The organism is Hydrocarboniphaga sp. (assembly GCF_028291725.1).
Lineage (GTDB): Bacteria > Pseudomonadota > Gammaproteobacteria > Nevskiales > Nevskiaceae > Hydrocarboniphaga.
Genome location: NZ_JAQGNT010000075.1, coordinates 12,414 through 32,190 on the forward strand (window position 1 = coordinate 12,414; position 19,777 = coordinate 32,190).

The following is a 19,777-nucleotide window of genomic DNA, read 5'->3' on the forward strand; positions in this document are numbered from 1 at the left end:
TTCGGGTGCGGTGGGTTTTGAACAGGCGACAAGCAAGACGACGAGACAGCACAACAATGATCGAAGCGACATGAGAAATCCGAGGTCGGTTGGGGTGAATGTTGGGGTTCGCTGCGCTCACCCCAACCTACGGTCCAACAAGTCGAGGTAATGCTGGCGGCGCTCATCGCTGAGCCAGGCGACGTCGAAACTGTTGCGCACCAGCTGCGCGATTTCGGCCTGCTCGAAGCCGGCCTCCTCGGCCAGCGCGAACAGGTTTTCGTTCATGTAGGCGCGGAAATAGGCGGGGTCGTCGGAGTTGATCGTCGCCTTCATGCCCAGCGCCATCATCTTGCGGATTTCCTCGCCGGTGAGGTTCTGCACGACGAAGCGATTCGACACCGGGCACACGGTCAGGCCGAGGCCGCGGCGCGCGATCTCGGCGCAGATCGCCGGGTCCTCCAGCGAGTTGATGCCGTGATCAATGCGATCGACGCGAATGTCGTCCAGACACTGGCGGATGTGCAGCAGCGTATTGAGCTGGTTGACGTCGCAGTGCATCGTCAGCCGGTAGCCTTCGCTGCGCGCGCGTGCGAACACCTCGGCGAACTTGATCGGCGGATTGTTCTTCTCTTCGGAATCCAGGCCGACTCCGACGATCCACTCTTTGTAGGAAAGCGATGCGAGCAGCGTCTGCATCGCCGACTCCGCACTGAGTTCGCGCAGGAAGCACATCACCAGCTGCGACTCGACGCCGAGTTCGCTTGCCGCCTGAACCTGCGCGCGATGAATGCCCTGGATCACCGTGTCGAAGGCGACGCCGCGGCCGGTGTGAGCCTGCGGATCGAAGAACATTTCGCAGTACAGCACGTTCTGCTCGCGGGTCTTCTTCAGATAGGCCCAGCTCATGTCGAAGAAATCCTGCTCGGTCAGCAGCACTTCCATCGCCTTGTAGTAGATCTTCAGGAACGACGGCAGATCGTGGAAATCGTAGGCGGCGATCAGCGCCTCGGGCGTGTCGTGGTCGAGCTTGACGCCGTTGCGCGTGGCTAGTGCAAAACTCAGCTCGGGTTCGAGCGTGCCCTCCAGGTGCACGTGCAGCTCGGCTTTCGGCAGGTTTTGGATGAAGGCTCGCATCATGAAGGTCTCGCTGTGTAGTGTGTAGGTTGGGCTGAGCGCAGCGATGCCCAACATGAGTTCGCGCTGATGTTGGGGTTCGCTTTGCTCACCCCAACCTACGTTACGGTTTGGCGCGCGTCAGCAGATCCAGCGTCATCTTCTCGAAGGCTGGCACATCGACGTCCTCGACGACGGTGACCGCGCGCTCGCCCATGCCCGGACCGCCGCCGATGGACCAGCTCAAGGTGTTGCCGTAGCCGGCGGTGAAGCTGGTGTCGATATCGACCAGCAGCTGCTGGCTGCGCGTGACGATCGCCGGGTTCAACCAGACCGCGGCGGCGAGTTCGTCCCACATCGGGAACGACTGACCGAACTGCACCAGATAGCTTGCAAACGGCGCCTTGCCGCGAGCGATCTGCTTGAAGAATTCCGGCTTGAAGAAGGTCTTCGTGGTCGGGTCGATCGGCAGCACGGTGATTTTCTTCCAGGCTTCGTGCAGCACCAGCGACGCGGCCTCCGGGTCCCAGCGCATATTGAATTCACGGCGCGGCGAATTGACGAATTCCTTGGCGAAATCGTTATCCGCCGGCTGCGGGTTGAAGCTCGCGCCCATGATCACCAGCTGCTGCGCGTTCGCGGCGAAAGCCGGGTCGAGCCGCGCCGCCAGCGCCACCGTGGTCAGCGGGCCGCCGGTCCAGATCGTGACCTGGCCGGGGAATTCGCGAACTTTTCGCACCATGAAGGCCGCGCCATTTTCGCTCTGCGCTTTCAGCTTCGGTGCGCCGGCCGGCGACGGCGGCACCAGGAAGGGATCGGCGTGATACGGCGTGCGCCGCACCGCGCCCTGGTCGGGCCAACTCTCGGTCCATGCTCCCTTGTAGTACAGCGCGCCGTACTGCTGCTCCCAGACCTTGGTGCGCGCCTGCGTATTCACCAGCGGGTAGACCGCGCCGCCGTATACCGGCACTTCCGTGCGGCCGGCGACTTCGAGCAGGCGCAAGCTATGGCCGAGTTCCTCGTCGCGCCAGCCATCGCCGCTGGTGGCGACGATGCCCAGCACCTCGACGTCCGGCGACTGCAGCAGCATCAGGATCGCCTGCAGGTTGCTCGACGCCGGGCCGAAGGCGTCCTGGTCGATGATGATCTTGCGGCGCGGCGGGTCGGCAGCCGAAACCGGCAGCACCGAGCACAGGGCGAGCATCAGCGCCGTCAGGGCGCGCAGGGAAAACCGTGGGATGCTGGGCATGGGCGCCTTGGGCGAACGTAGAATACTGGCTTCGATATTGCGTACAGTCCTAAGCAAAAATTGTGCACAAAACTTTCGTTATGAACCCGACCGAACCTTCAAGCGAGCCCTCAATAGCGAGCTTTCTGCGCGGCCTGCCCAAGGCGGAGCTGCATCTGCATATCGAGGGCACGCTGGAGCCGGAGATGGTGTTTGCGCTCGCCGCCAAACACGACGTGACGCTGGCTTACGCGTCGGTGGACGCGCTGCGGCGAGCCTATGACTTTCATGATCTGCAGTCGTTTCTGGATCTGTACTACGCCGGCGCGGACGTGCTGCGCGACGAGGAGGATTTCTACGCGATGACCTCGGCGTACCTGCGCCGCGCGCGGGCCGATGGCGTGGTGCACGTGGAGATCTTCTTCGACCCGCAGACCCATACCGAGCGCGGCATCGGCATCGGCACCGTGATCAACGGCATCCACCGCGCGCTGGCCGACGGCGAACGTGACCTCGGCATCAGCCATCGGCTGATCCTGTGCTTTCTGCGCCACCTGAGCGAAGCGGCTGCCGAAGCGACGCTGGATTTGGCCCTGCCCTTTGCGGATCGCGTCGCCGGCGTCGGCCTGGATTCCTCGGAAGCCGGCCATCCGCCATCGAAGTTCGAGCGCGTGTTCGCGCGTGCGCATCGTCTCGGCTTTGCACGGGTCGCGCACGCCGGCGAAGAAGGGCCGGCGGACTACATCACCGAGGCGCTGGACCTGTTGCAGGTATCGCGCATCGATCACGGCGTGCGCTGCGACGAAGACCCGCAGCTGCTCGCACGCCTGGCGCGCGAACGCGTGCCGCTGACGGTATGCCCGCTGTCGAACACCAAGCTGAAGGTCTACCAGCAGATGGAGCAGCACAACCTGCGCCGGCTGCTCGAGCAGGGCCTGTGCGTCACCATCAACTCGGACGATCCGGCCTATTTCGGCGGCTACCTTGTCGACAATTACCTGGCGGTGCAGCGAGCCCTGGATCTGAGCAGGGAGCAGCTGGTGCAGCTGGCGAAGAATTCCTTCGAAGCCTCATGGCTGGACGCCGCCAGCAAGCAGCGCTGGATCACTGCCGTCGACAACTACGCGGCGCGGACCAGCGCGGCATGAGCGATCCGCTACTGGTCGACGACTGGCATCCGGTCGCAGCCTCGGCCTCGCTACTCGCCGGCCAGACGCTCGCCGCGCAGCTGCTCGGCGAAGAACTGGTGCTGTGGCGCGACAGCCGCGGCGCCTGCCATGCCTGGCAGGACCGCTGCCCGCATCGCGGCACTCGCCTGACACTCGGACATGTGGCCGACGACGCGCTGGTCTGCCGCTATCACGCCTGGAAATTCGGCGTCTCCGGCGCCTGCCTGCAGGTGCCCGCGCAGCCCGATGCTCCCTTGCCCGGCGGCGGCGCACGCGTGTTTTCGGCCTTCGAGATTTATGGGCTGATCTGGGTCTGCATCGGCACGCCGCCGCCCGCGCCGCCGCCGTTTCCGGAATACGCGAACCCGAAGCTGCGCAAAGTGGTATGCGGCGCTTACCCGCTGCACGCGGCCGGCCCGCGCATCATCGAGAATTTTCTCGACATGGCGCATTTCGGCACGGTGCACGACGGCATCCTCGGCACCGCCGAGCACATGGAGGTCTGCGACTACCAGGTACAGGCTTTCGACGACGGCGACGGCAATAGCGGCGTGCTGGCGACGCAGTGCATGGCCTTGCAGCCGCAGCCCAACAGCGTCGCGCAGACCGGCAGCCAGGTCGAATACACCTACCGCGTGGTGCGGCCGCTGACCGCGATGCTGACCAAGCTGCCGCAGGCGCAGCAGGGCTTCATCGAGGCGATCGCGATCATCGTGCAGCCGCTGGGCGAGGAACTCAGCGCCGTCTGGATCGTGCTCACGGTCAGCAACGCGGATCAGAGCGACGACGAGTTGCGCGCATTCCAGGACCGTATTTTTCACCAGGATATTTCCATCCTGGAGAACCAGCTGCCGAAGCGGCTGCCACTGTATTCGCGCGCTGAGATATCGGTCGCCTGTGATCGCTCATCGCTGGCGTATCGCGCGTATCTGCGCGGCATCGGCCTGCGCTACGGCGTGATCAACGAAGCGTAGGTCGGCAATCCTTTGCCGACGTGAGGCCGCGATTGCACATCGGGCGTGCACGTCGGCAAAGGATTGCCGACCTACTGGAGCACGATATGAAACTACTGCTGAGCCGCGCCGACGTGCTCGCCACCCAGGACGACGCCGGCACCGAAATCCGCGACGGCGCGGTATTCATCCGCGACAACTGGATCGAGCGCGTCGGCAGCAGCGCCGAACTCGATACCTGGATCGCCGAAGACGCCGCCGCGCGCACGCCCGACCGCCGCATCGACCTAGCCGGCTGCGTGCTGCTGCCAGGCCTGATCAACGGCCATCACCATCTGTATCAGACCCTGACCCGCTCGGTGGGCACCGCCGGCGGCCTGGCGCTGTTCGACTGGCTGAAAACCCTGTACCCGATCTGGGGCCGCATGGACCCGGAAGCGGTTTATGTCAGCGCGAAAGTTGGCCTGGTCGAACTGCTGCTGTCCGGCGCGACGACAGTTGCCGATCATCTGTACATGTTCCCCAACGGCGCGCGGCTCGACGACGAGATCGACGCCGCGGTCGAACTCGGTGTGCGCTTTCATCCGACACGCGGCTCGATGAGCGTCGGCGAAAGTGAGGGCGGCCTGCCGCCGGATGATCTGGTGGAGCGCGAAGAGGACATCCTCGAAGACGGCCTGCGCGTGATCCAGCGCTACCACGATCCGGCGCCGGGCTCGATGCTGCGTATCGGCCTCGCGCCCTGCTCGCCTTTCAGCGTCAGCGCCGATCTGATGCGCGAAAGCACGCGCATCGCGCGCAGCCATCCGCGCGTCGGCCTGCACACGCATCTGGCGGAGACGCTCGATGAGGAGCGTTACTGCCTCGCGAAGTTCGGCATGCGCCCGCTGGACTACGCCGAGTCGCTGGACTGGCTCGGCCCCGAAGTCTGGTTCGCGCACATGGTGCATCCCAACGCTTCGGACATCGCCAAGCTGGCGCACAGCTGCAGTGGCGTCTGCAGTTGCGCCAGCAGCAACATGATCCTGGCCTCCGGCATCCCGCCGGTGCGCGCGATGATCGACGCCGGCGTGCGCGTCGGCCTGGGCGTTGACGGCTCGGCCAGCAACGACGGCAACCACATGCTCGGCGAGGCGCGTCAGGCCATGCTGCTGCAGCGCGTCGGCTGGCCCGGCTTCGAGTCGCGCGCCGATCGCCTGTCGGCGCGCGAGGCGCTGCGCCTGGCGACACGCGGCGGCGCCGCGCTGCTCGGCCGCGAGGAGATCGGCAGCATCGAGGTCGGCAAGGCCGCGGATCTGGTCGCGTTCCGCGTCGACGGGCTCGAGCACGCCGGCGCGCAGAGCGACCCGGTCGCCGCGCTGCTGACCTGCGCGCCGACCCGCGTGTGGTTGTCGGTGATCAACGGGCGCGTAGTCGTCGACGAGGGCGCGATCCCGGGGCTGGATCTGCGCGGTCTGATCGCGCGGCATAACGCGATCAGTCGGAGGATGGTTTCGTAGCTTTCGTAGGTTGGGGTGAGCGCAGCGAACCCCAACATCGGCGCGGGACAACCGTTGGGGTTCGCTGCGCTCACCCCAACCTACAGCCGCTACAGCAGGCGGCGCACCTGTACCAGACGACGGTTCCAGTCGGCGGTCAGCAGGGTTCGCGTGACCTGTCCGGCCGTTGGCGAGGCATGCAGGATCTCGCCACCTCCGGCGTACACGGCGACGTGCAGGCGGCGTTTGCCCCAGCGGTAGAACATCAGATCACCGGGGCGCGGGTCGTGTGCATCGACCTGGGTGCCGAGCTTGATCTGCTCCTGCGTGCTGCGCGGCAGATCGATCCCGGCCTCGATGAAAGCGCGCCTCACCATGCCGGAGCAGTCGATCGCCGATACCGCGTTGCCGCCGAGGCGATAGCGCATGCCGAGCATCGCCTCCGCGCTGGACAGCACGATGTCGCTGGCGCTCAGTTCGCTGCTCGGAGCCACGGCGGGTTCAGGTGTCTCAGCGACACGGGGATCGGCGGGGCCGAAGGCGGCCTGGGAAGCAGGCAGCAGGTCCGGGGAGATCTTCGGACCGGCCGAGAAAGCCTGCGCGCTTAGCGATGTAAGTGCCAGAATCAGCACGAATATTGAACGAATCAAATCTAGCACTCTGTATTGCTGCGCTGCAGCCTACGCTGGTCGGCTGGCTGCATGTACGGCCGACGAACCATCAGCCGGGCAAAACCGCTGGACGCCTGTTGGACATGGCCTTCAGTGACGCCCTGCTGAACGCGATGCAATAAAAAGGCCGCATCGTGTACCGATGCGGCCCCTGGGTACCAACCGACACCGACGGTTACAACATGCTTTCCAACTCTGGCATCGATGTCTCTGGAAACAGCAAGTCTCGATGGGTCCAGCCCGACCATGCTGCTGCACTCCGATAGTGGGCCAAGCTACGCGGACACCGGCGTTTTAGACCAGTGCTACCGTAGCGCTATCACTGCAGCCGGAGCGAGTGGCGATGACGACTCATGAAACCTATCCGGTTGGCACTCCAGGACGTCCCTGGGATGCCTCGGAAGTGTTGGCCTGGCGGGCACGGCAGACCGGCAAGCGTCGCTACGACGCGGATGTGCTGAGCGTGATCGAAACGCTACGCTCGCGCTATGAGGTGCTGCAGTACGGCCGCCTGGATCACGACCCGGATCGCTACCCGCTGTTCTGCATCAACAGCCGCGCCTGGCGGGACGAACTGCCCTGTGCACTGGTAACCGGCGGCGTGCACGGCTATGAAACCAGCGGTGTGCACGGGGCCTTGCGGTTTGTCGATCGGCACGCGTCAAGCTATGAAGGCCGGGTCAATCTCATCGTTGCGCCCTGCATCAGCCCCTGGGCCTACGAAATGATCCAGCGCTGGAATCCGCATGCGATCGACCCGAACCGCTCGTTCTTCGACGATAGCCCGGCGCAGGAGGCTGCAGCGGTTTTGCGCTTGATCGCGCCCTTCCGCGATCGGGTGCTCGTGCATGTCGACCTGCATGAGACCACGGATACGGACGAGTCCGAGTTTCGTCCGGCGCTGGCCGCCCGCGACGGCCTGGCCTACTTGCCGGGCGAGATCCCGGACGGCTTCTACCTGGTCGACGACAGCGAGCGTCCGCAGACCGAGTTCCAACAGGCCGTGATCGCGGCCGTGGCGGAAGTCACGCACATCGCCCCGGCCGATCGCCACGGCGAAATCATCGGATCGCCGGTGATTGCTCCGGGCATCATCCACTATCCGCTGAAGCGGCTAGGCCTCTGTGCGGGTATTACCGACGCCGCCTTCAGGACGACCACCGAGGTTTATCCCGACAGTCCGCGCGCAAGCGGTGAGCAATGCATCGCCGCGCAGGTGGTGGCAGTGTGCGCGGCGCTCGACTTCGCGCTGGCACATACCGGCGGCAACCGATAGCGCGAACCGAGTTGAATCTCCGGGCCCTGAGATTGTGCAAGCAAGGCGGGCGGACTTTTCTGCACTAACGTGCCCGACTCGCCTGCTCACCGCCAAGCGAGCGGCACCGACTTCGGCCCGACCACGCCGCCCGGATAGTATTCGATCCTGGTGCCGGGCTTGAGCGTGAAATTGGGGATGCGGCGCAGGAATTCCTGCAGGCAGATCTTGACTTCCATGCGCGCGAGATGGGCACCCATGCAGCTGTGCACGCCGCCCGCGAAAGCGAGGATCGGTTTGCGCGGGCGGTTGAAATTCACATCCGTCGGATCGGGGAAAATTTCGGGGTCGTAGTTGCACGACGGCAGAATGCTCGTCACGCGGTCGCCCTTCTTCATCTTCACGCCGCGGATCTCGTAGTCCTGAGTCAGCGTGCGGCCGGAGAAAGTCACGCTGAAAACGCGTAGCAGCTCCTCGACGATGTTGTCGATGTTGCCCGGCGAATCGATGATCTCCTGCCGGCGTTCCGGATTCTCGGCCAGCCAGACGAAAATGTTGTTCAGCGTCGCGAAAACCGTGTCGAGGCCCGCGATGAACAGGAAAAACACGAAACCGAAGATTTCGCGGCCCGACATAGGTTCGCCGCCCGGCTTGCCGTGCACGATCGCGCTGACCGCACCGCCATCCGGATGGGCGGCCTTTTCCCGGATCACGGTGTTCAGATACACCGTCACCTCGCCCATGACCTGTTGCGCGATCTGGCGGTCCTGAGCATGCAGAAGACCCATCGCCCAGCGGACGAACTCGTCCATCATGCTGCGCGGCAGGCTCATGATGTCGAGGAACACGCCCACCGGCAGCGGGCGGCCGAAGTCCTTGGCGAACTCGCACTCGCCCTTGTCGATGAACTGGTCGATCAGATCATTGGCGAGCTTGCGGATCGACAGCTCCAGCGTCATGACCGTCTTGGGTGAAACCAGCGGATCGACGATCGCGCGATATTTGCGATGGTGTGGCGGTTCGATCTCCAGCGGGATGATGTTCCACCAGTCATTCGGATCGCGCGGGAACGGGCCGGAACCGGCGCTGGTGAAGAATTCCGGATGCCGGAGGACGAAGTAGGCGTCTTCGTATTTCAGCAGCTGCCAGGCCGGCTTCTGATGCTCGCTGCCGGGGCTGAAGAAGATCGGCGGCGCTTTCTGGTGCAGCTCCGCCATGAACTTGTGCGGCGCCGCCAGGAACTCCGCTCCCTCGGTGATGCGTGCGTCGTACACCAGCTCCGGAGGAACATGATCCGGAATCGGGGCCGCTACGCCGGCTTGTGCAGTGCCTGCCATCTTCACTCTCCTCGAATAATTTTTGTGGGCCCGCGCCGGACTCAGTACTGCGTTTCGGGCAGACGGACGACCAGGCCATCCAGCGCCTCGCTGACCGCAATCTGGCAGCCCAGACGGCTGGTCGGCTTCCGCTCGCTGAAGGTCGCCTCGAGCATCTCGCTCTCGGCACCGGTCGCGGTACCGACACGATCCATCCACGCCTCATCGACATAGCAATGGCAAGTCGCGCAGGCCAGGCCGCCGCCGCACTCGCCCGCGACGCCGTTGACCATGTTGTTGACCGCACCCTGCATCACGGAATCGCCGTCGGGCACCTCCACCTGATGCTGTGTTCCGTCATGTTCGATGTAGATAACTGCGGGCATGGGGACTATTCCTTCGTACGCTGAGAACGTTGTTCTCGAATATTTGATGCTCTCCGCATGGTAATGTCAAGCGATGATCCAAATGGCTGGCCGCTATGAGGCGGATACGGCAGAACTTCGTTCTCGCGCCGGGGTTTGCTGATTTTGAGAAAGGGAAAATTGTCCGAACCTGGCAGCGTCGCGGCGCTGGACGCACCAGCACGCTGGGAGGAGCGGTCTGCGACCCGCGTACTGGAAGTCGGGCGCGACCAGATCCTTGAACGCAGCCGTCGCATCGTCGAAGTCGCGTATGCCCTGCTCGAGCAAGCGGGGCTTGACGGCGTCACGATCCGCGCAGTGCTCAAGAACAGCAGGTTGTCCAGGCGGGCGTTCTACGAACGCTTTGAGGGGAAAGACGAGCTGATGCTGGCGGTGTTCGAGCACACGATCCGCCTCGCCGCCGGACACTATCGCGATCAGGTGGCGAATCTGGCGGACCCGCTGGCACGGCTGGAAATGATCGTCACCTCAATCGTTCTCGGCCGCAGCACCGATACCCACACGCAGAGCGCGACGATCTGGCGGCGCGGCGCCGCGATGAGTCGCGAGCATTTACGGCTCGCACAATCCCGGCCCGAGGATCTCCAGACGGCCCTGAGCCCACTGCTCGAAGTGATCGCGCTGCAGCTGTCAGACGGGATGAGCGTCGGCTCCATTCGATCCACCGATCCTCGACGCCTTGCGGCTCTGCTCTACAACCTGGTCTCGACGACCGCGCACACCGAGCTGCTCACTCGAGAGACAGCGGCTCCCGACCCTGCGCGGATGGCGGGTCTGGCCAGAGATCTCTGGTTTTTTTGCCTGCGGGCAATAGCCGCCTAGCCGAGACCCCCACCTGCCCCTCTCTGGGAACCTTGCGCAGACCGTAGGGCGGGTCGTGACCCGCCGCTTTTGCTCAGGCTTGACGACGGCGGGTCATGGCCCATAAGCAGGTCCGCAAGGAACATGGCGCCACCCAAGTACATCCCCCTCCCCCGCGTGCGGGGGAGGGGGATGGCCGGTTCCGGGCATCAAGCCGGCTGCTATGAAGCTGAGGCGGCCTCTCCCGGAGGGAGAGGGGATTTCTCGCCGCATACGAACCGAAGACGCGCTCGCCATCTACAGCTTGCGGACCACGTCGCCCAGTTTCCGTGTCTGCCATACGTTGAGCATCTTCGTCATCATATGCAGCTGAATTCGGGCGTTCTCATGCTCAAGAAAGCAGGCATCCCGATAACTTTCAACGGCGTCGATGTCCTTGATGTCCCGTTCTATGGCGATGGGCGCACCCATGGAGTAAGCCACACCGGAAACGGCAACGATCAGCAGATTGTGCAGCCTCAAGTCTTCAAGGCTCAATCGCGGGCCGCCGTGGGCCACATATTCTTCGATATAAACCGTCAGCAGTTCATCCAGATGCTCATTCCAGATCAAGGGTTCGGCCCCGCTGATCGACCCGCTAATCGACTGAGCTACGCTGATTTGCCCAACGTTTGCCCAATCGATGAAGCCGCATTGCAACGCGCCTTCGGCATCCCGCCAGAACCAGCAGTTATCGATATTGGCATTCCAGTGAGCGAATGCGATGAAGTCAGGGTTCCCGTATAGAACCTCCCTGATGCGGCTTGCTGCGGCAAGCACATCGGGAATGTCGCGAATGAATTGCTGGCGAAACTCCAAGGTGCGCACGTTCTCCGGAAACAGCTTCGGGTAGCGCGCTATGAAATCGAACATCCGGTTTGCGCGCTGTATCAGTTTCTCTTCCGGCACCTGAATCGCAAACACCGCCGAAGCCTGCTCGCGCTTGTAAGGGAATTTCTTGTCGAAGTCTGGCGGCAATCGACCGCCCCGGTGTGTTCCCGACAGCTTTGCAAGCCCCCTCAAAATAGCCTTGTAGTGCTCAAGCGGCTCTGGCACCGCGTAATCCATGCACTTGGGATAAATCGCCTCCATTCCATTGCGGCCATAGCTGATGCATTCGGAAATGATCAGCCCGGTGCCAGACTCCGACTCGATGTCGGCAAACAGGCAGGCCGGCACCGTAACCGGAAAATCCGGCGATCTGGACAGCACCGCGAAATTCGCTTCCGAGATCATCAGGAAGCGGGCTCTGTCCCACAGCGCGTTGTCGAAATTCCGCGAAAACTTGATGAACAGCTGCTCGGGCAAGCCCGGCTCAGACAATTCGTACGCAACCGTCAGCAACAGCTTTTTCCCGGTGCCGCCACCAAGAAATTCTTGTGCTTGAACAATGCGACTAACGCTGTTGTGAGCGGCTAGAGCGCCGGAGGCATGAAAAGCCTTCGTGAGAAAATCCGTGCCGTTTGAGACCAGCGTTTCGGCATCGGCCGGAATCTCAAGGCCGAAGATATCGCCAACACCCCAGGGCTTATTGACTGAGGCGGCTTGTTCGTTCTTGTCGAGTATCACTAAGGCTGTCCTCGTGTTTCTTTTTGCGCCGATATCGGGGCGCCGCTAGCATTGCGGCGGCAAGTCGTCCATCTGATAGGTCCAGCCGAGTTGGCGTAATCGCTCCACCACGTTCTCGACCTTCACGATCTCACCGGTGTCCTTCGGCATTACCGCGGCGATCTCGAAGTCGCGGTTGGTGAGTTCCCGGTTGCGGATCAGGGCGAGAGCCCCAAGCAGTTCGTTTCGCTCGGCAGCGGCATCCCCACGCCTCCTGAAGGTGTAGGAGCGTTCGACGCATTCGACGGCGGACGCCACACGCTCTATGGCCTGGATTCGCGCCAAGTGCTGGTCGAAGTCGGCAATGAGACCGCGAAGCTCCGGCAGGTCCCTCACCGACTGCATCAGCAACAACGTGCGCCTGCAGGCCAGTTCCATTTTTGCAGCGCTCGGCGCGCGCTCGATCGCCATGGACTCGCGCTGAATCCGTGACGCGACCACCAGCGCCATCTTCCCCTTGGTTTCTGCCCAGGTTGGCTCAGACATCGGCAATGGCTCGCGGTGCCACCTGTGTACGGTACGCATGCACCATCCGATCGCAGGCTTCGCGAACAAAAATACGGGTGCCAGCTAGTTTCAATGTGTCGGCCTGTTCTGCTCGGAAAAGTGCGGTGGCGCGGCGCTGCTGCGCCATCGCCTTCCCGTCTGGATTATTGGACTGGATGGCGCCGTAGTTTAGAAATAAAGGTTCTCTGGATGGCGATGAGAGCTTCGGCACTAAGCGCAACGCCCAGCTTAAGACGCGGACCCGCCGGAGCGGCAAAGCGGCGAAGGCAGAGACCTCGGCGGCTGCGTGTTGTTGGGCGTCATTCATACCGCTCCATGGGTATTTCCAGCCCAGGCACGAGTTCCCGAACTGCCCGTTGAATACTGCTGCTTGCTACGCCAGCGAAGAACGGCTGTGCAGGTCTCGCAGCACTCTCTGAAAGCTCTTGAGACACAAGACCGACGAGCGAGCCCCGCTCCGACACGATGGGGCCACCGCTGTTTCCCGGACGAGCGATCGCCGAGAATAGAAACACTGAGTGACCGCCAAAAACGTTGACCCCCGGATTAGTAACTTCTCCGCGGTGCATGATCAGCGAGGGCTGGATTGACAAGGGCACACGCGGGTAACCGAGTGTATAGACGCTCTCCCCAACGACAGGATCCGTGAAGGCCAGATCCGGAAGCGATTCCAACTGCGGCTCTACCCATACAAGGCCGACGTCAATATGCTGATGCTGACGAGTGGCCTGAACACGGAACTCGTTGCCGTTGAACACTTGGACTGGGTCGACCTTCATGTCAGATAGGACGTGCGCACATGTCAGCAAGATCCCACGTCCTAGAGACAAAGCGGTGCCGGCGACGGTGTCCCCCGCTGCGTTGGTGCCCGTGACTTGATGGATTACTTGGCCCAAATACTCGTAAAGAAATTCTGCCCCAAGTATATGCGTCAGCCACAGCGGACCTAGCTTCTGAAGCGAGGTGATCTCTCGCATAAAGTAATAGCTGCCTATGGACATCGCCTTTCGTCCGGGCCCCATAAACTGCAGCACGTTGGAACTTGAAAGCTGCGCCAGAAGGTCTTGAATTCGAAGCCTGTATCTCTCGGCATCCTTCAAATGTCCCGTTCGGGTTAGGTACTCGATGAAGTCATTGCCTTCAAACGGAACACTCTTCCCCTTTTCTGGGGTGCGCCCTAGATCTAGGCAGGACTTCTCGTAGTTCAAAGGCGAGAAAAAGTTGAGGGCAAGGAATACGAGCCGAACTCTTTCCTCAACGTTGAGTGGCCTTAGCTTTGAGAACCGCTCGCGAGAATCGGTCACTGCACCCTCCAGGATACCCAACACTTTGCCCTAGCCGCGGCACCGCCGGAACGAAGCGAAAGCGTGAACGTCGACTGGAAGCTATTGTTGTGCGCGTTACTCACTCGACTCTCTAACGACGCCAAAGGCAAACGGCATTTTGCCTCGTGCGCACTTGAACCGGCTCTGATATATCTCGCGCCACACCGTACTCGAACTCGGTGAACTTGCGCCCCCTATAAGATGCGTTCCCTTCGCTTTCCAACCAACTGAAGTCAGAGAACGGAAATGCGAGGTTCTGAGCGCACCCTCCCGCCAAGCATGCGCCGGACGGACCGCACCATATGACATCAATATCGGCATGATCCTTCTGACGTACTGAAGGTTCAGTGGTAGCCATAACGAGAACGTCCCAATCCGATGATGGCTTCTCCGTGCCGTTAACGCGAGAGCCGATCAGCCAAATCTCAAACACCATTTCATTCCGCTTTAGTGTCTCAATGAGAGATGCAACATGTGGCGGAACGCAATTGGAGTTCACGTCGATGCATTCCTCAGCGCATAACGCTCACGTTCACCCGCGGCCCTGCCGGAGCGGCGAAGCCGCGGAGGCAGGGGCGTCGGGCGCAACGTGTCAGGCGCCTTAGAACCGAAGAGAGCTGAGCAACTTCGCACGGTCGAGTTCCTTTTTTTTCGCTGCCTCTAGAGCAGCTCGCTTCTCTTGCTCCTCGCGTTGAAGGTCGTCCCTTAATCGACGAGCGTAGACTTGATGGACCACTGGCATCCATTGCTTGAAATAGTCGATGATCCGCTGCGCCTCCCCCTCGTCTGCTCTGATTGAGGCCCGCCGGTCTCCGAACGAGAATGCTTCAGGACCTTTTCCCAAAACAGCTGTTTGCCCGCCCATGTTAGTGAAGGCCCACTTCCATCGTGGATTCACAGGGTGACTAAGGGATATGGTCAGTGTTCCGTCGGTCCAATCAATGCCTGCGATCCTCATCGGGTCCGCCTCGATTGGATCGTCAACTTGAGCAGCGGGAATGACCTCCTTCTCAAGGGCGCTGACCTTCTGGAGCGACACATACGCCTCTCCCATGGATATCAATTCTTTCTTAATGTCTTCGATTGAGGCGGGACGACCCTTCGGATCCTGTGCCAGCATTCGCTCAACTATTTGATCAACATACGCATGCTTTTCCGAGAAGGACTGGACTCGCTGGAACCCCGTCCCATGCGGCACCTTGCCCGTGAAGAGTTCGTTCAGGATCAGCCCCAGCGCATAAATGTCCGCTGCAGCGCCAACCGCCGTTCCACGACTACGTTGCTCAGGGGCTGCGTACTCAAAGTTTGCGAGCCTCGACTGCTGCTTGGTCTCTACTGCTGTGAATAACTCTTCTTCCTCGAAGTGCGCAATGCCGAAGTCCGCAAGTACGGCTGCGTCACCCTCGCTGTTTATCAAAATATTTTCGGGCTTAATGTCGCGATGAACCACACCCAGCTTGTGAGCAGCCTCCACCCCGTCAAGTATTCGAGAGTAAATACGCATCGCGCGGTCGGGCTCCAACTTGCCCATTAGCCGCTTCAAAGAGCCTTCATACCGTGGCATCACGAAGAATGGTGCGCCTTCAAGCGTGATCCCATTGTCGACAACTCGAATCAGACATGGATGCGTGTGTTTACTGCAGAAGGACAACTCATTCTTGAATCGCTTAAGCTTTTCGCCCGACGCCTTTTCCGGTGCAATAAACTTGATAGCGAAATGCGCTTTCTCGTCGTCGGTCGCACCGTATACAACGCCGCTGCCACCCTCGCCCAGAAGATCGTCAATGTAGTAATTCGAGTAGGTTGTACGGATCTGCTTTGGCTTTTTCACCGCTCTCTCCTAGTCGCCCAACGCCCGCGTTCAGCCGCCTGACCCACCGAAGGCGAGACGGGTCGGCTGGAACGCATGGCTATTAGGAGCATTTGTAGGCCTCCCCACGAACCGCAGAACCAGAAAAGCCTGTAGTAGTAACGATGAGATTGACTGTGTTGGCACCCATTTTTGCTGCGTTGTTTCTAATTTCTCTCATTGCATCTTCCTCCGCGGCTCCTTGGCCGGCTAGCCCTCCATTCATGTGGTCAGTGCCCTGCACAAAGCCTATGTAGCTGCAGCCCTTCACTACGTCTGGATTGGAGGTGAGCCTGACTTGAGAGCCTTCGGGTGAGAGGGTCACCGTGACGCACGATGCCAAGAGCAATGAAACAATTGCCAGAAATGTAGTTCGGCTCATCTTTTACGCTCCTAACGCAGCAACTTAAGGGGCCAAACTTTGCAACTTAAAGCAACTTGAAGGAAGCAACTTAAAGGGGCCAGGCTCGCATTTTCTAGAATTCCAACGCGCCCTGACCAACCGCCGGCACCTCTGAAGCTTCAAATTCCAGCCGTGGCCTTCCCCGTGGCCGCGCCTGCCTGCGGATACCGGTCATGGCCTCGATCTTCGCCAAGAAGCGTTCATTGCCCATCGGCTGATTCTGATTGATGGCCAGGCGGATGTCATCGACGGCCGCACGGTCCAGTTCGGTGCGGAACAGCGCCCGGTAGTTGGCCTGGCGTTCCTGGTCACTGCGGCCGAGCCCTCGATAGAGCGCGTGCGGGGTGAGCCGGGAATCGGCCTGTCCCAGGCCGTTGTGGCGGTAGCTGCTCCAGCGATAGTGCGCCGGGTCATCCACCATGGCGGCGCGTACCGGGTTCAACTCGATGTAGCGCTGGCACAGCAGCAGGTAAGAGTCGGCCTGCACGCTGGATGACTTGTAGCGGCTATCCCACAACGTGCCGGTACGCTTCCAGGTTTTGTTGATGTATTGCACGTAGCGCCGTCCCAGCGAGATCAGCAGCTTGGGCACTGCGGCCGCCTTGCGCGGCGTCAACAACAGGTGGACGTGGTTGGTCATCAATACGTAGGCGTGCAAGGCGCAGCCGGTCTCCGCCAGCGCCTTTTCCAGCCAATAAAGATAACTGGCGTAGTCGTCCTCGCAGGAAAAACAAGGCTCGCGGTTATGGCCGCGCTGCACGATGTGCAGCGGTACGCCATCCAAGTGAACTCGTGAGCGGCGAGGCATGACAGCAAGGTATCATAAATAAATCGAGCCTGGCCCCTTTAATCCCCCCCGGCTACGATCGCGCGTACTGCCCGCTGCTGCTGGCAAACAATGTGCGTGAAAGCCGGCTTGCGTCGCGGACCTGCGTCACATTTGAGGCTCTCCGGATGCGCAGAAGCTACCCTATGCGGCGCTGACGCAAGTTCGTCTGCGACGGAAGTTACCCACGGTCGGTCCGACGCGGCTTCATAACTGTCTGACGCTAACTAATCGCTGTCTGACGCTGTCTCATCACTGTCTGACGCTACCTCATGGCGGCCTGAAGCTGACCAAGGTGCGGATGACGGACTCTAATGTCGGTCTGACGTCGAGTTTTTTACCCCCGGTACACTCCCGGATGGAGAAGGGATATGCTTTTTTTTGCGTTGGGATTCGCTTTTTGCTGATCTGACGCGGCTTAGGGCTGAGCAGACGCAGCTCTGGATCGATCTGACGCAAGCCAGTGTCGTGCTGAAGCGATCCAAGGCTCGGCTGACGTAGTCTTTGCCCGTGCTGCACCTACCAAACTCAGGACACGCGTAGCCTTTTAATTGAACTTAAGAATTGAACTTAAGAATTGAACTTAATGAACTTAATGGGCCAGGCTCGCATTTTCTAGAACTCCAACGCACCCTGACCAACCGCCGGCAGCTCTGAAGCTTCAGATTCCAGCCACGGCCTTCCCCGTGGCCGCGCCTGCCTGCGGATACCGGTCATGGCCTCGATCTTCGCCAAAAAGCGTTCATTGCCACGTCGGTTGGAACCGATTGCTGGGCGCCGATCTCTGCCGCACTCCACCGCGCTTGTATGGTGTCCGCAGAAAGGTCAGCGCCGCAGTCCCACTCGATGAAGTATCTTCCAGTACGCACCCGCAAAAACTCGTCTTTGTTTTTGAGCGGTGCGAAGACTTCTGATTCAAGGTATGGCTTTACATCAAAAAACCCCACTTCGCCGTCTTCAGCTTTTATGCATAGGACATAGTTGTCCTTTGGAACGACTTCTACAATGTTCATTGGTCGAGCCCTCGAATTTGAAATGGCTTCTGTCCGGTCACGGCTAGTTGCCAGTCTGCAAAAAGATCATCGTGATGAATTTCAATCCATGCAACAACGAGTTTATGCTTCTTCGGTGGAAGTTCGCCGGCCAAGACGACGCCATCGGAAATTGAATATACGGCTACTTGCCCTTGGTACTCGGCGTGAATGTGAGGCACATGATGTTTATCCGTGTCGTAAAAGAACATTCGGATGATGACGCCATAAAACATCGAAATCGTAGGCATGTCGATACTCTAATTTGGCGCCCACCGCCCTAGCTCAGCCGCGGATTTGCCGCAGCGAAGCGGACGCAAATGCGTCGGCTGGAGCGCCTGTTAGCCCCCACGTTTGGTAGGTAGAAACTCAATCGCCTCAGCCTTGACAGAGGGGAAATCTTGAGAGGCCGATGAGATGACTCCTTTGAATCGGACCAGGTCACTCTTGCGGAGCGAGTAGACCCTCGCTCTCATTGCCTCTGGCAAGGACACTACAGCGAGCTGTGCAACCTTGTCCTTCTCTGCTACCACGACGAGGAGGATTGGGAAATCCTTCGCCCCCTGATCGGATACGTCGGCGACAAACCCTTCCCACATGACCTGCTTGCCGGACATCTGTCTGCCGAACTCCTGCAATTCGAAGAATCGTCCGTCCAATGCCTGGCGATGCTGATAGAAGCTGATCAGACTCTGATTGGATTCCGTGGCGAGAGCGGGACCGCCGGGGAAATCTAGAGTTGACACGGGTGTCGCACCGGCTGATGCGGCACCTCCGACGCTTGAGGCGGCGGTCTTGGTCTGTCGAAGCGTTAGCAATCCAATTACGAGGAACGCGAGGCAAACTACGGCCGCCACCTTGAACCACGTTGGGTAGGGCTCGAAGAAGTCGAGGATTTTCTGGGCATCCATCGCGGGATGATAGTGTGGGTGCGGGTTGGTGGGGGCTAACGCCAAATTCTCGGGTCAATATAGTTGCCGCAGGTATGGATATCCATCTGCATGCGCTGCCTCGGTGGCTGGATATATTGATGCACAGATCGGCTAACGATCCGGCTTTCAAAGCCGGGGGCTCTGGCGGCAGCGTAGCTCATCTGCCAAAGCTTTCGTTGCTGCTGCCATAGAACGCCGGCGCGATTGGACGTGCCGGTACAGGTCGTCCTACGCATAGTCGGTGCGAGCGGTGACACGGCCGGTGGGCTGCTGGGTCGCGGGCAAGCCCGAGTTTCATGGACGCTCTCGTCTGCGGAAGGCGCGGCGCTGTCGGCTTGCCCCCATCCCAACCTTCCCCCGCAGGCGGGGGAAGGGGCTGGCCGGTTCTGGGGGACTCAAGTCGGTATGCGTATGCCTGCGGTGGTCCGTGGGGCAAAAACTGCGGGCAAAAAAACGGGAGCCGAAGCTCCCGTTTTTTATTGTGCTGTTGAAGCGGAAGGCTTACAGCTTGCTTTCCAGCTCCGGCACGGCGACGAACAGATCCGCCACCAGGCCGTAGTCGGCAATCTCGAAGATCGGCGCCTCCGAGTCCTTGTTGATCGCGACGATGGTGCGCGCGTCCTTGATGCCGGCCAGATGCTGGATCGCGCCCGAGATACCGGCGGCGATGTACAACTCCGGCGCGATGATCTTGCCGGTCTGGCCGACCTGCAGATCGTTCGGCGCGTAGCCCGAGTCTACGGCGGCGCGCGATGCACCCACCGCCGCGCCGATCTTGTCGGCGAGGCTGTAGATGATCTTGAACGCCTCGGTGCTGCCCAGCGCGCGGCCGCCGGAGACGACCTTCTTGGCCGCCTGCAGATCGG

At 60.9% G+C, this 19,777-nt stretch carries 22 protein-coding genes; 5 read left to right on the forward strand and 17 right to left on the reverse strand.

The annotated features are described in order from the left end of the window. Positions 1 to 117 precede the first annotated feature (117 nt). Both add and JWQ90_RS20380 read right to left on the reverse strand, forming a co-directional pair. Positions 118 to 1,116: an adenosine deaminase gene (add, locus tag JWQ90_RS20375; protein ID WP_366919558.1), complete on the reverse strand. Its 999-nt coding sequence runs from the start codon at positions 1,114 to 1,116 to the stop codon at positions 118 to 120. Between the two features lie 103 nt (positions 1,117 to 1,219). Further along, entirely contained in the window at positions 1,220 to 2,344 is a 1,125-nt protein-coding gene (locus JWQ90_RS20380) for a nucleoside hydrolase (protein ID WP_299696862.1), read from the reverse strand. 80 nt (positions 2,345 to 2,424) lie between these two features. On the opposite strand from JWQ90_RS20380, the gene JWQ90_RS20385 reads away from it, so the two are divergent. The 3 genes from JWQ90_RS20385 to JWQ90_RS20395 all read left to right on the forward strand — a co-directional run bounded on the left by JWQ90_RS20385 (position 2,425) and on the right by JWQ90_RS20395 (position 5,944). After that, entirely contained in the window at positions 2,425 to 3,471 is a 1,047-nt protein-coding gene (locus JWQ90_RS20385) for an adenosine deaminase (protein ID WP_299696863.1), read from the forward strand. After that, on the forward strand, positions 3,468 to 4,466 hold the full coding sequence (locus JWQ90_RS20390; protein ID WP_299696864.1) for an aromatic ring-hydroxylating dioxygenase subunit alpha: 999 nt from the start codon (positions 3,468 to 3,470) through the stop codon (positions 4,464 to 4,466). Before JWQ90_RS20385 ends, JWQ90_RS20390 begins: the two co-directional genes overlap by 4 nt. 86 nt (positions 4,467 to 4,552) lie before the next feature. After that, entirely contained in the window at positions 4,553 to 5,944 is a 1,392-nt protein-coding gene (locus JWQ90_RS20395; RefSeq protein ID WP_299696865.1) for an 8-oxoguanine deaminase, read from the forward strand. An 89-nt stretch (positions 5,945 to 6,033) separates the two neighbouring features. Here the strand turns inward: JWQ90_RS20395 and JWQ90_RS20400 are convergent, their stop codons facing one another. Then, positions 6,034 to 6,417, reverse strand: a complete 384-nt coding sequence (locus JWQ90_RS20400) for a C40 family peptidase (protein ID WP_299696866.1) — start codon at positions 6,415 to 6,417, stop codon at positions 6,034 to 6,036. 520 nt (positions 6,418 to 6,937) lie between these two features. Here JWQ90_RS20400 and JWQ90_RS20405 point away from each other — a divergent pair. Further along, the gene (locus tag JWQ90_RS20405) at positions 6,938 to 7,870 is read left to right on the forward strand and encodes a M14 family metallocarboxypeptidase (RefSeq protein WP_299696867.1); all 933 of its coding nucleotides are present in this window, start codon (positions 6,938 to 6,940) and stop codon (positions 7,868 to 7,870) included. An 86-nt stretch (positions 7,871 to 7,956) separates the two neighbouring features. Here the strand turns inward: JWQ90_RS20405 and JWQ90_RS20410 are convergent, their stop codons facing one another. Together JWQ90_RS20410 and JWQ90_RS20415 are read right to left on the reverse strand one after the other, a co-directional pair. Continuing rightward, complete coding sequence (locus tag JWQ90_RS20410; RefSeq protein ID WP_299696868.1) at positions 7,957 to 9,186, reverse strand: cytochrome P450; 1,230 nt, start codon at positions 9,184 to 9,186, stop codon at positions 7,957 to 7,959. Between the two features lie 41 nt (positions 9,187 to 9,227). Further along, on the reverse strand, positions 9,228 to 9,551 hold the full coding sequence (locus tag JWQ90_RS20415; protein ID WP_299696869.1) for a 2Fe-2S iron-sulfur cluster-binding protein: 324 nt from the start codon (positions 9,549 to 9,551) through the stop codon (positions 9,228 to 9,230). A 135-nt stretch (positions 9,552 to 9,686) separates the two neighbouring features. On the opposite strand from JWQ90_RS20415, the gene JWQ90_RS20420 reads away from it, so the two are divergent. Further along, positions 9,687 to 10,412 (forward strand): TetR/AcrR family transcriptional regulator, encoded by a 726-nt coding sequence (locus JWQ90_RS20420; RefSeq protein ID WP_299696870.1) that lies wholly within the window; start codon positions 9,687 to 9,689, stop codon positions 10,410 to 10,412. Between the two features lie 276 nt (positions 10,413 to 10,688). On the opposite strand, the gene JWQ90_RS20425 is transcribed toward JWQ90_RS20420, so the two are convergent. The 12 genes from JWQ90_RS20425 to JWQ90_RS20470 all read right to left on the reverse strand — a co-directional run. Further along, positions 10,689 to 11,999 (reverse strand): hypothetical protein, encoded by a 1,311-nt coding sequence (locus JWQ90_RS20425; RefSeq protein WP_299696871.1) that lies wholly within the window; start codon positions 11,997 to 11,999, stop codon positions 10,689 to 10,691. Between the two features lie 45 nt (positions 12,000 to 12,044). Next, positions 12,045 to 12,524 carry a hypothetical protein gene (locus JWQ90_RS20430; protein ID WP_299696872.1) on the reverse strand — a complete coding sequence of 160 codons (480 nt, stop codon included), beginning with the start codon at positions 12,522 to 12,524 and terminating at the stop codon, positions 12,045 to 12,047. Beyond that, the gene (locus JWQ90_RS20435) at positions 12,517 to 12,852 is read right to left on the reverse strand and encodes a hypothetical protein (protein ID WP_299696873.1); all 336 of its coding nucleotides are present in this window, start codon (positions 12,850 to 12,852) and stop codon (positions 12,517 to 12,519) included. Before JWQ90_RS20435 ends, JWQ90_RS20430 begins: the two co-directional genes overlap by 8 nt. After that, the gene (locus tag JWQ90_RS20440; protein ID WP_299696874.1) at positions 12,845 to 13,849 is read right to left on the reverse strand and encodes a serine protease; all 1,005 of its coding nucleotides are present in this window, start codon (positions 13,847 to 13,849) and stop codon (positions 12,845 to 12,847) included. Before JWQ90_RS20440 ends, JWQ90_RS20435 begins: the two co-directional genes overlap by 8 nt. 112 nt (positions 13,850 to 13,961) lie before the next feature. Next, positions 13,962 to 14,369, reverse strand: a complete 408-nt coding sequence (locus JWQ90_RS29270) for a nucleotidyltransferase domain-containing protein (protein WP_366919555.1) — start codon at positions 14,367 to 14,369, stop codon at positions 13,962 to 13,964. Between the two features lie 102 nt (positions 14,370 to 14,471). Next, complete coding sequence (locus JWQ90_RS20445) at positions 14,472 to 15,701, reverse strand: serine/threonine-protein kinase (RefSeq protein WP_299696875.1); 1,230 nt, start codon at positions 15,699 to 15,701, stop codon at positions 14,472 to 14,474. 82 nt (positions 15,702 to 15,783) lie between these two features. Next, positions 15,784 to 16,101: a DUF4156 domain-containing protein gene (locus JWQ90_RS29275; RefSeq protein WP_366919556.1), complete on the reverse strand. Its 318-nt coding sequence runs from the start codon at positions 16,099 to 16,101 to the stop codon at positions 15,784 to 15,786. Between the two features lie 94 nt (positions 16,102 to 16,195). Next, positions 16,196 to 16,906, reverse strand: a complete 711-nt coding sequence (locus JWQ90_RS20450; RefSeq protein ID WP_299696876.1) for a transposase — start codon at positions 16,904 to 16,906, stop codon at positions 16,196 to 16,198. A 755-nt stretch (positions 16,907 to 17,661) separates the two neighbouring features. Next, positions 17,662 to 17,961: a DUF2442 domain-containing protein gene (locus tag JWQ90_RS20455; RefSeq protein ID WP_299696877.1), complete on the reverse strand. Its 300-nt coding sequence runs from the start codon at positions 17,959 to 17,961 to the stop codon at positions 17,662 to 17,664. Further along, positions 17,958 to 18,230 carry a DUF4160 domain-containing protein gene (locus tag JWQ90_RS20460; RefSeq protein WP_299696878.1) on the reverse strand — a complete coding sequence of 91 codons (273 nt, stop codon included), beginning with the start codon at positions 18,228 to 18,230 and terminating at the stop codon, positions 17,958 to 17,960. Before JWQ90_RS20460 ends, JWQ90_RS20455 begins: the two co-directional genes overlap by 4 nt. 90 nt (positions 18,231 to 18,320) lie before the next feature. Then, a complete protein-coding gene (locus JWQ90_RS20465) occupies positions 18,321 to 18,890 on the reverse strand; it encodes a hypothetical protein (protein WP_299696879.1) in 570 nt (189 codons plus the stop codon). Between the two features lie 522 nt (positions 18,891 to 19,412). Beyond that, positions 19,413 to 19,777 (reverse strand): FAD-binding protein (locus JWQ90_RS20470; RefSeq protein WP_299696880.1); only part of this gene is annotated, 365 nt, incomplete at its 5' end.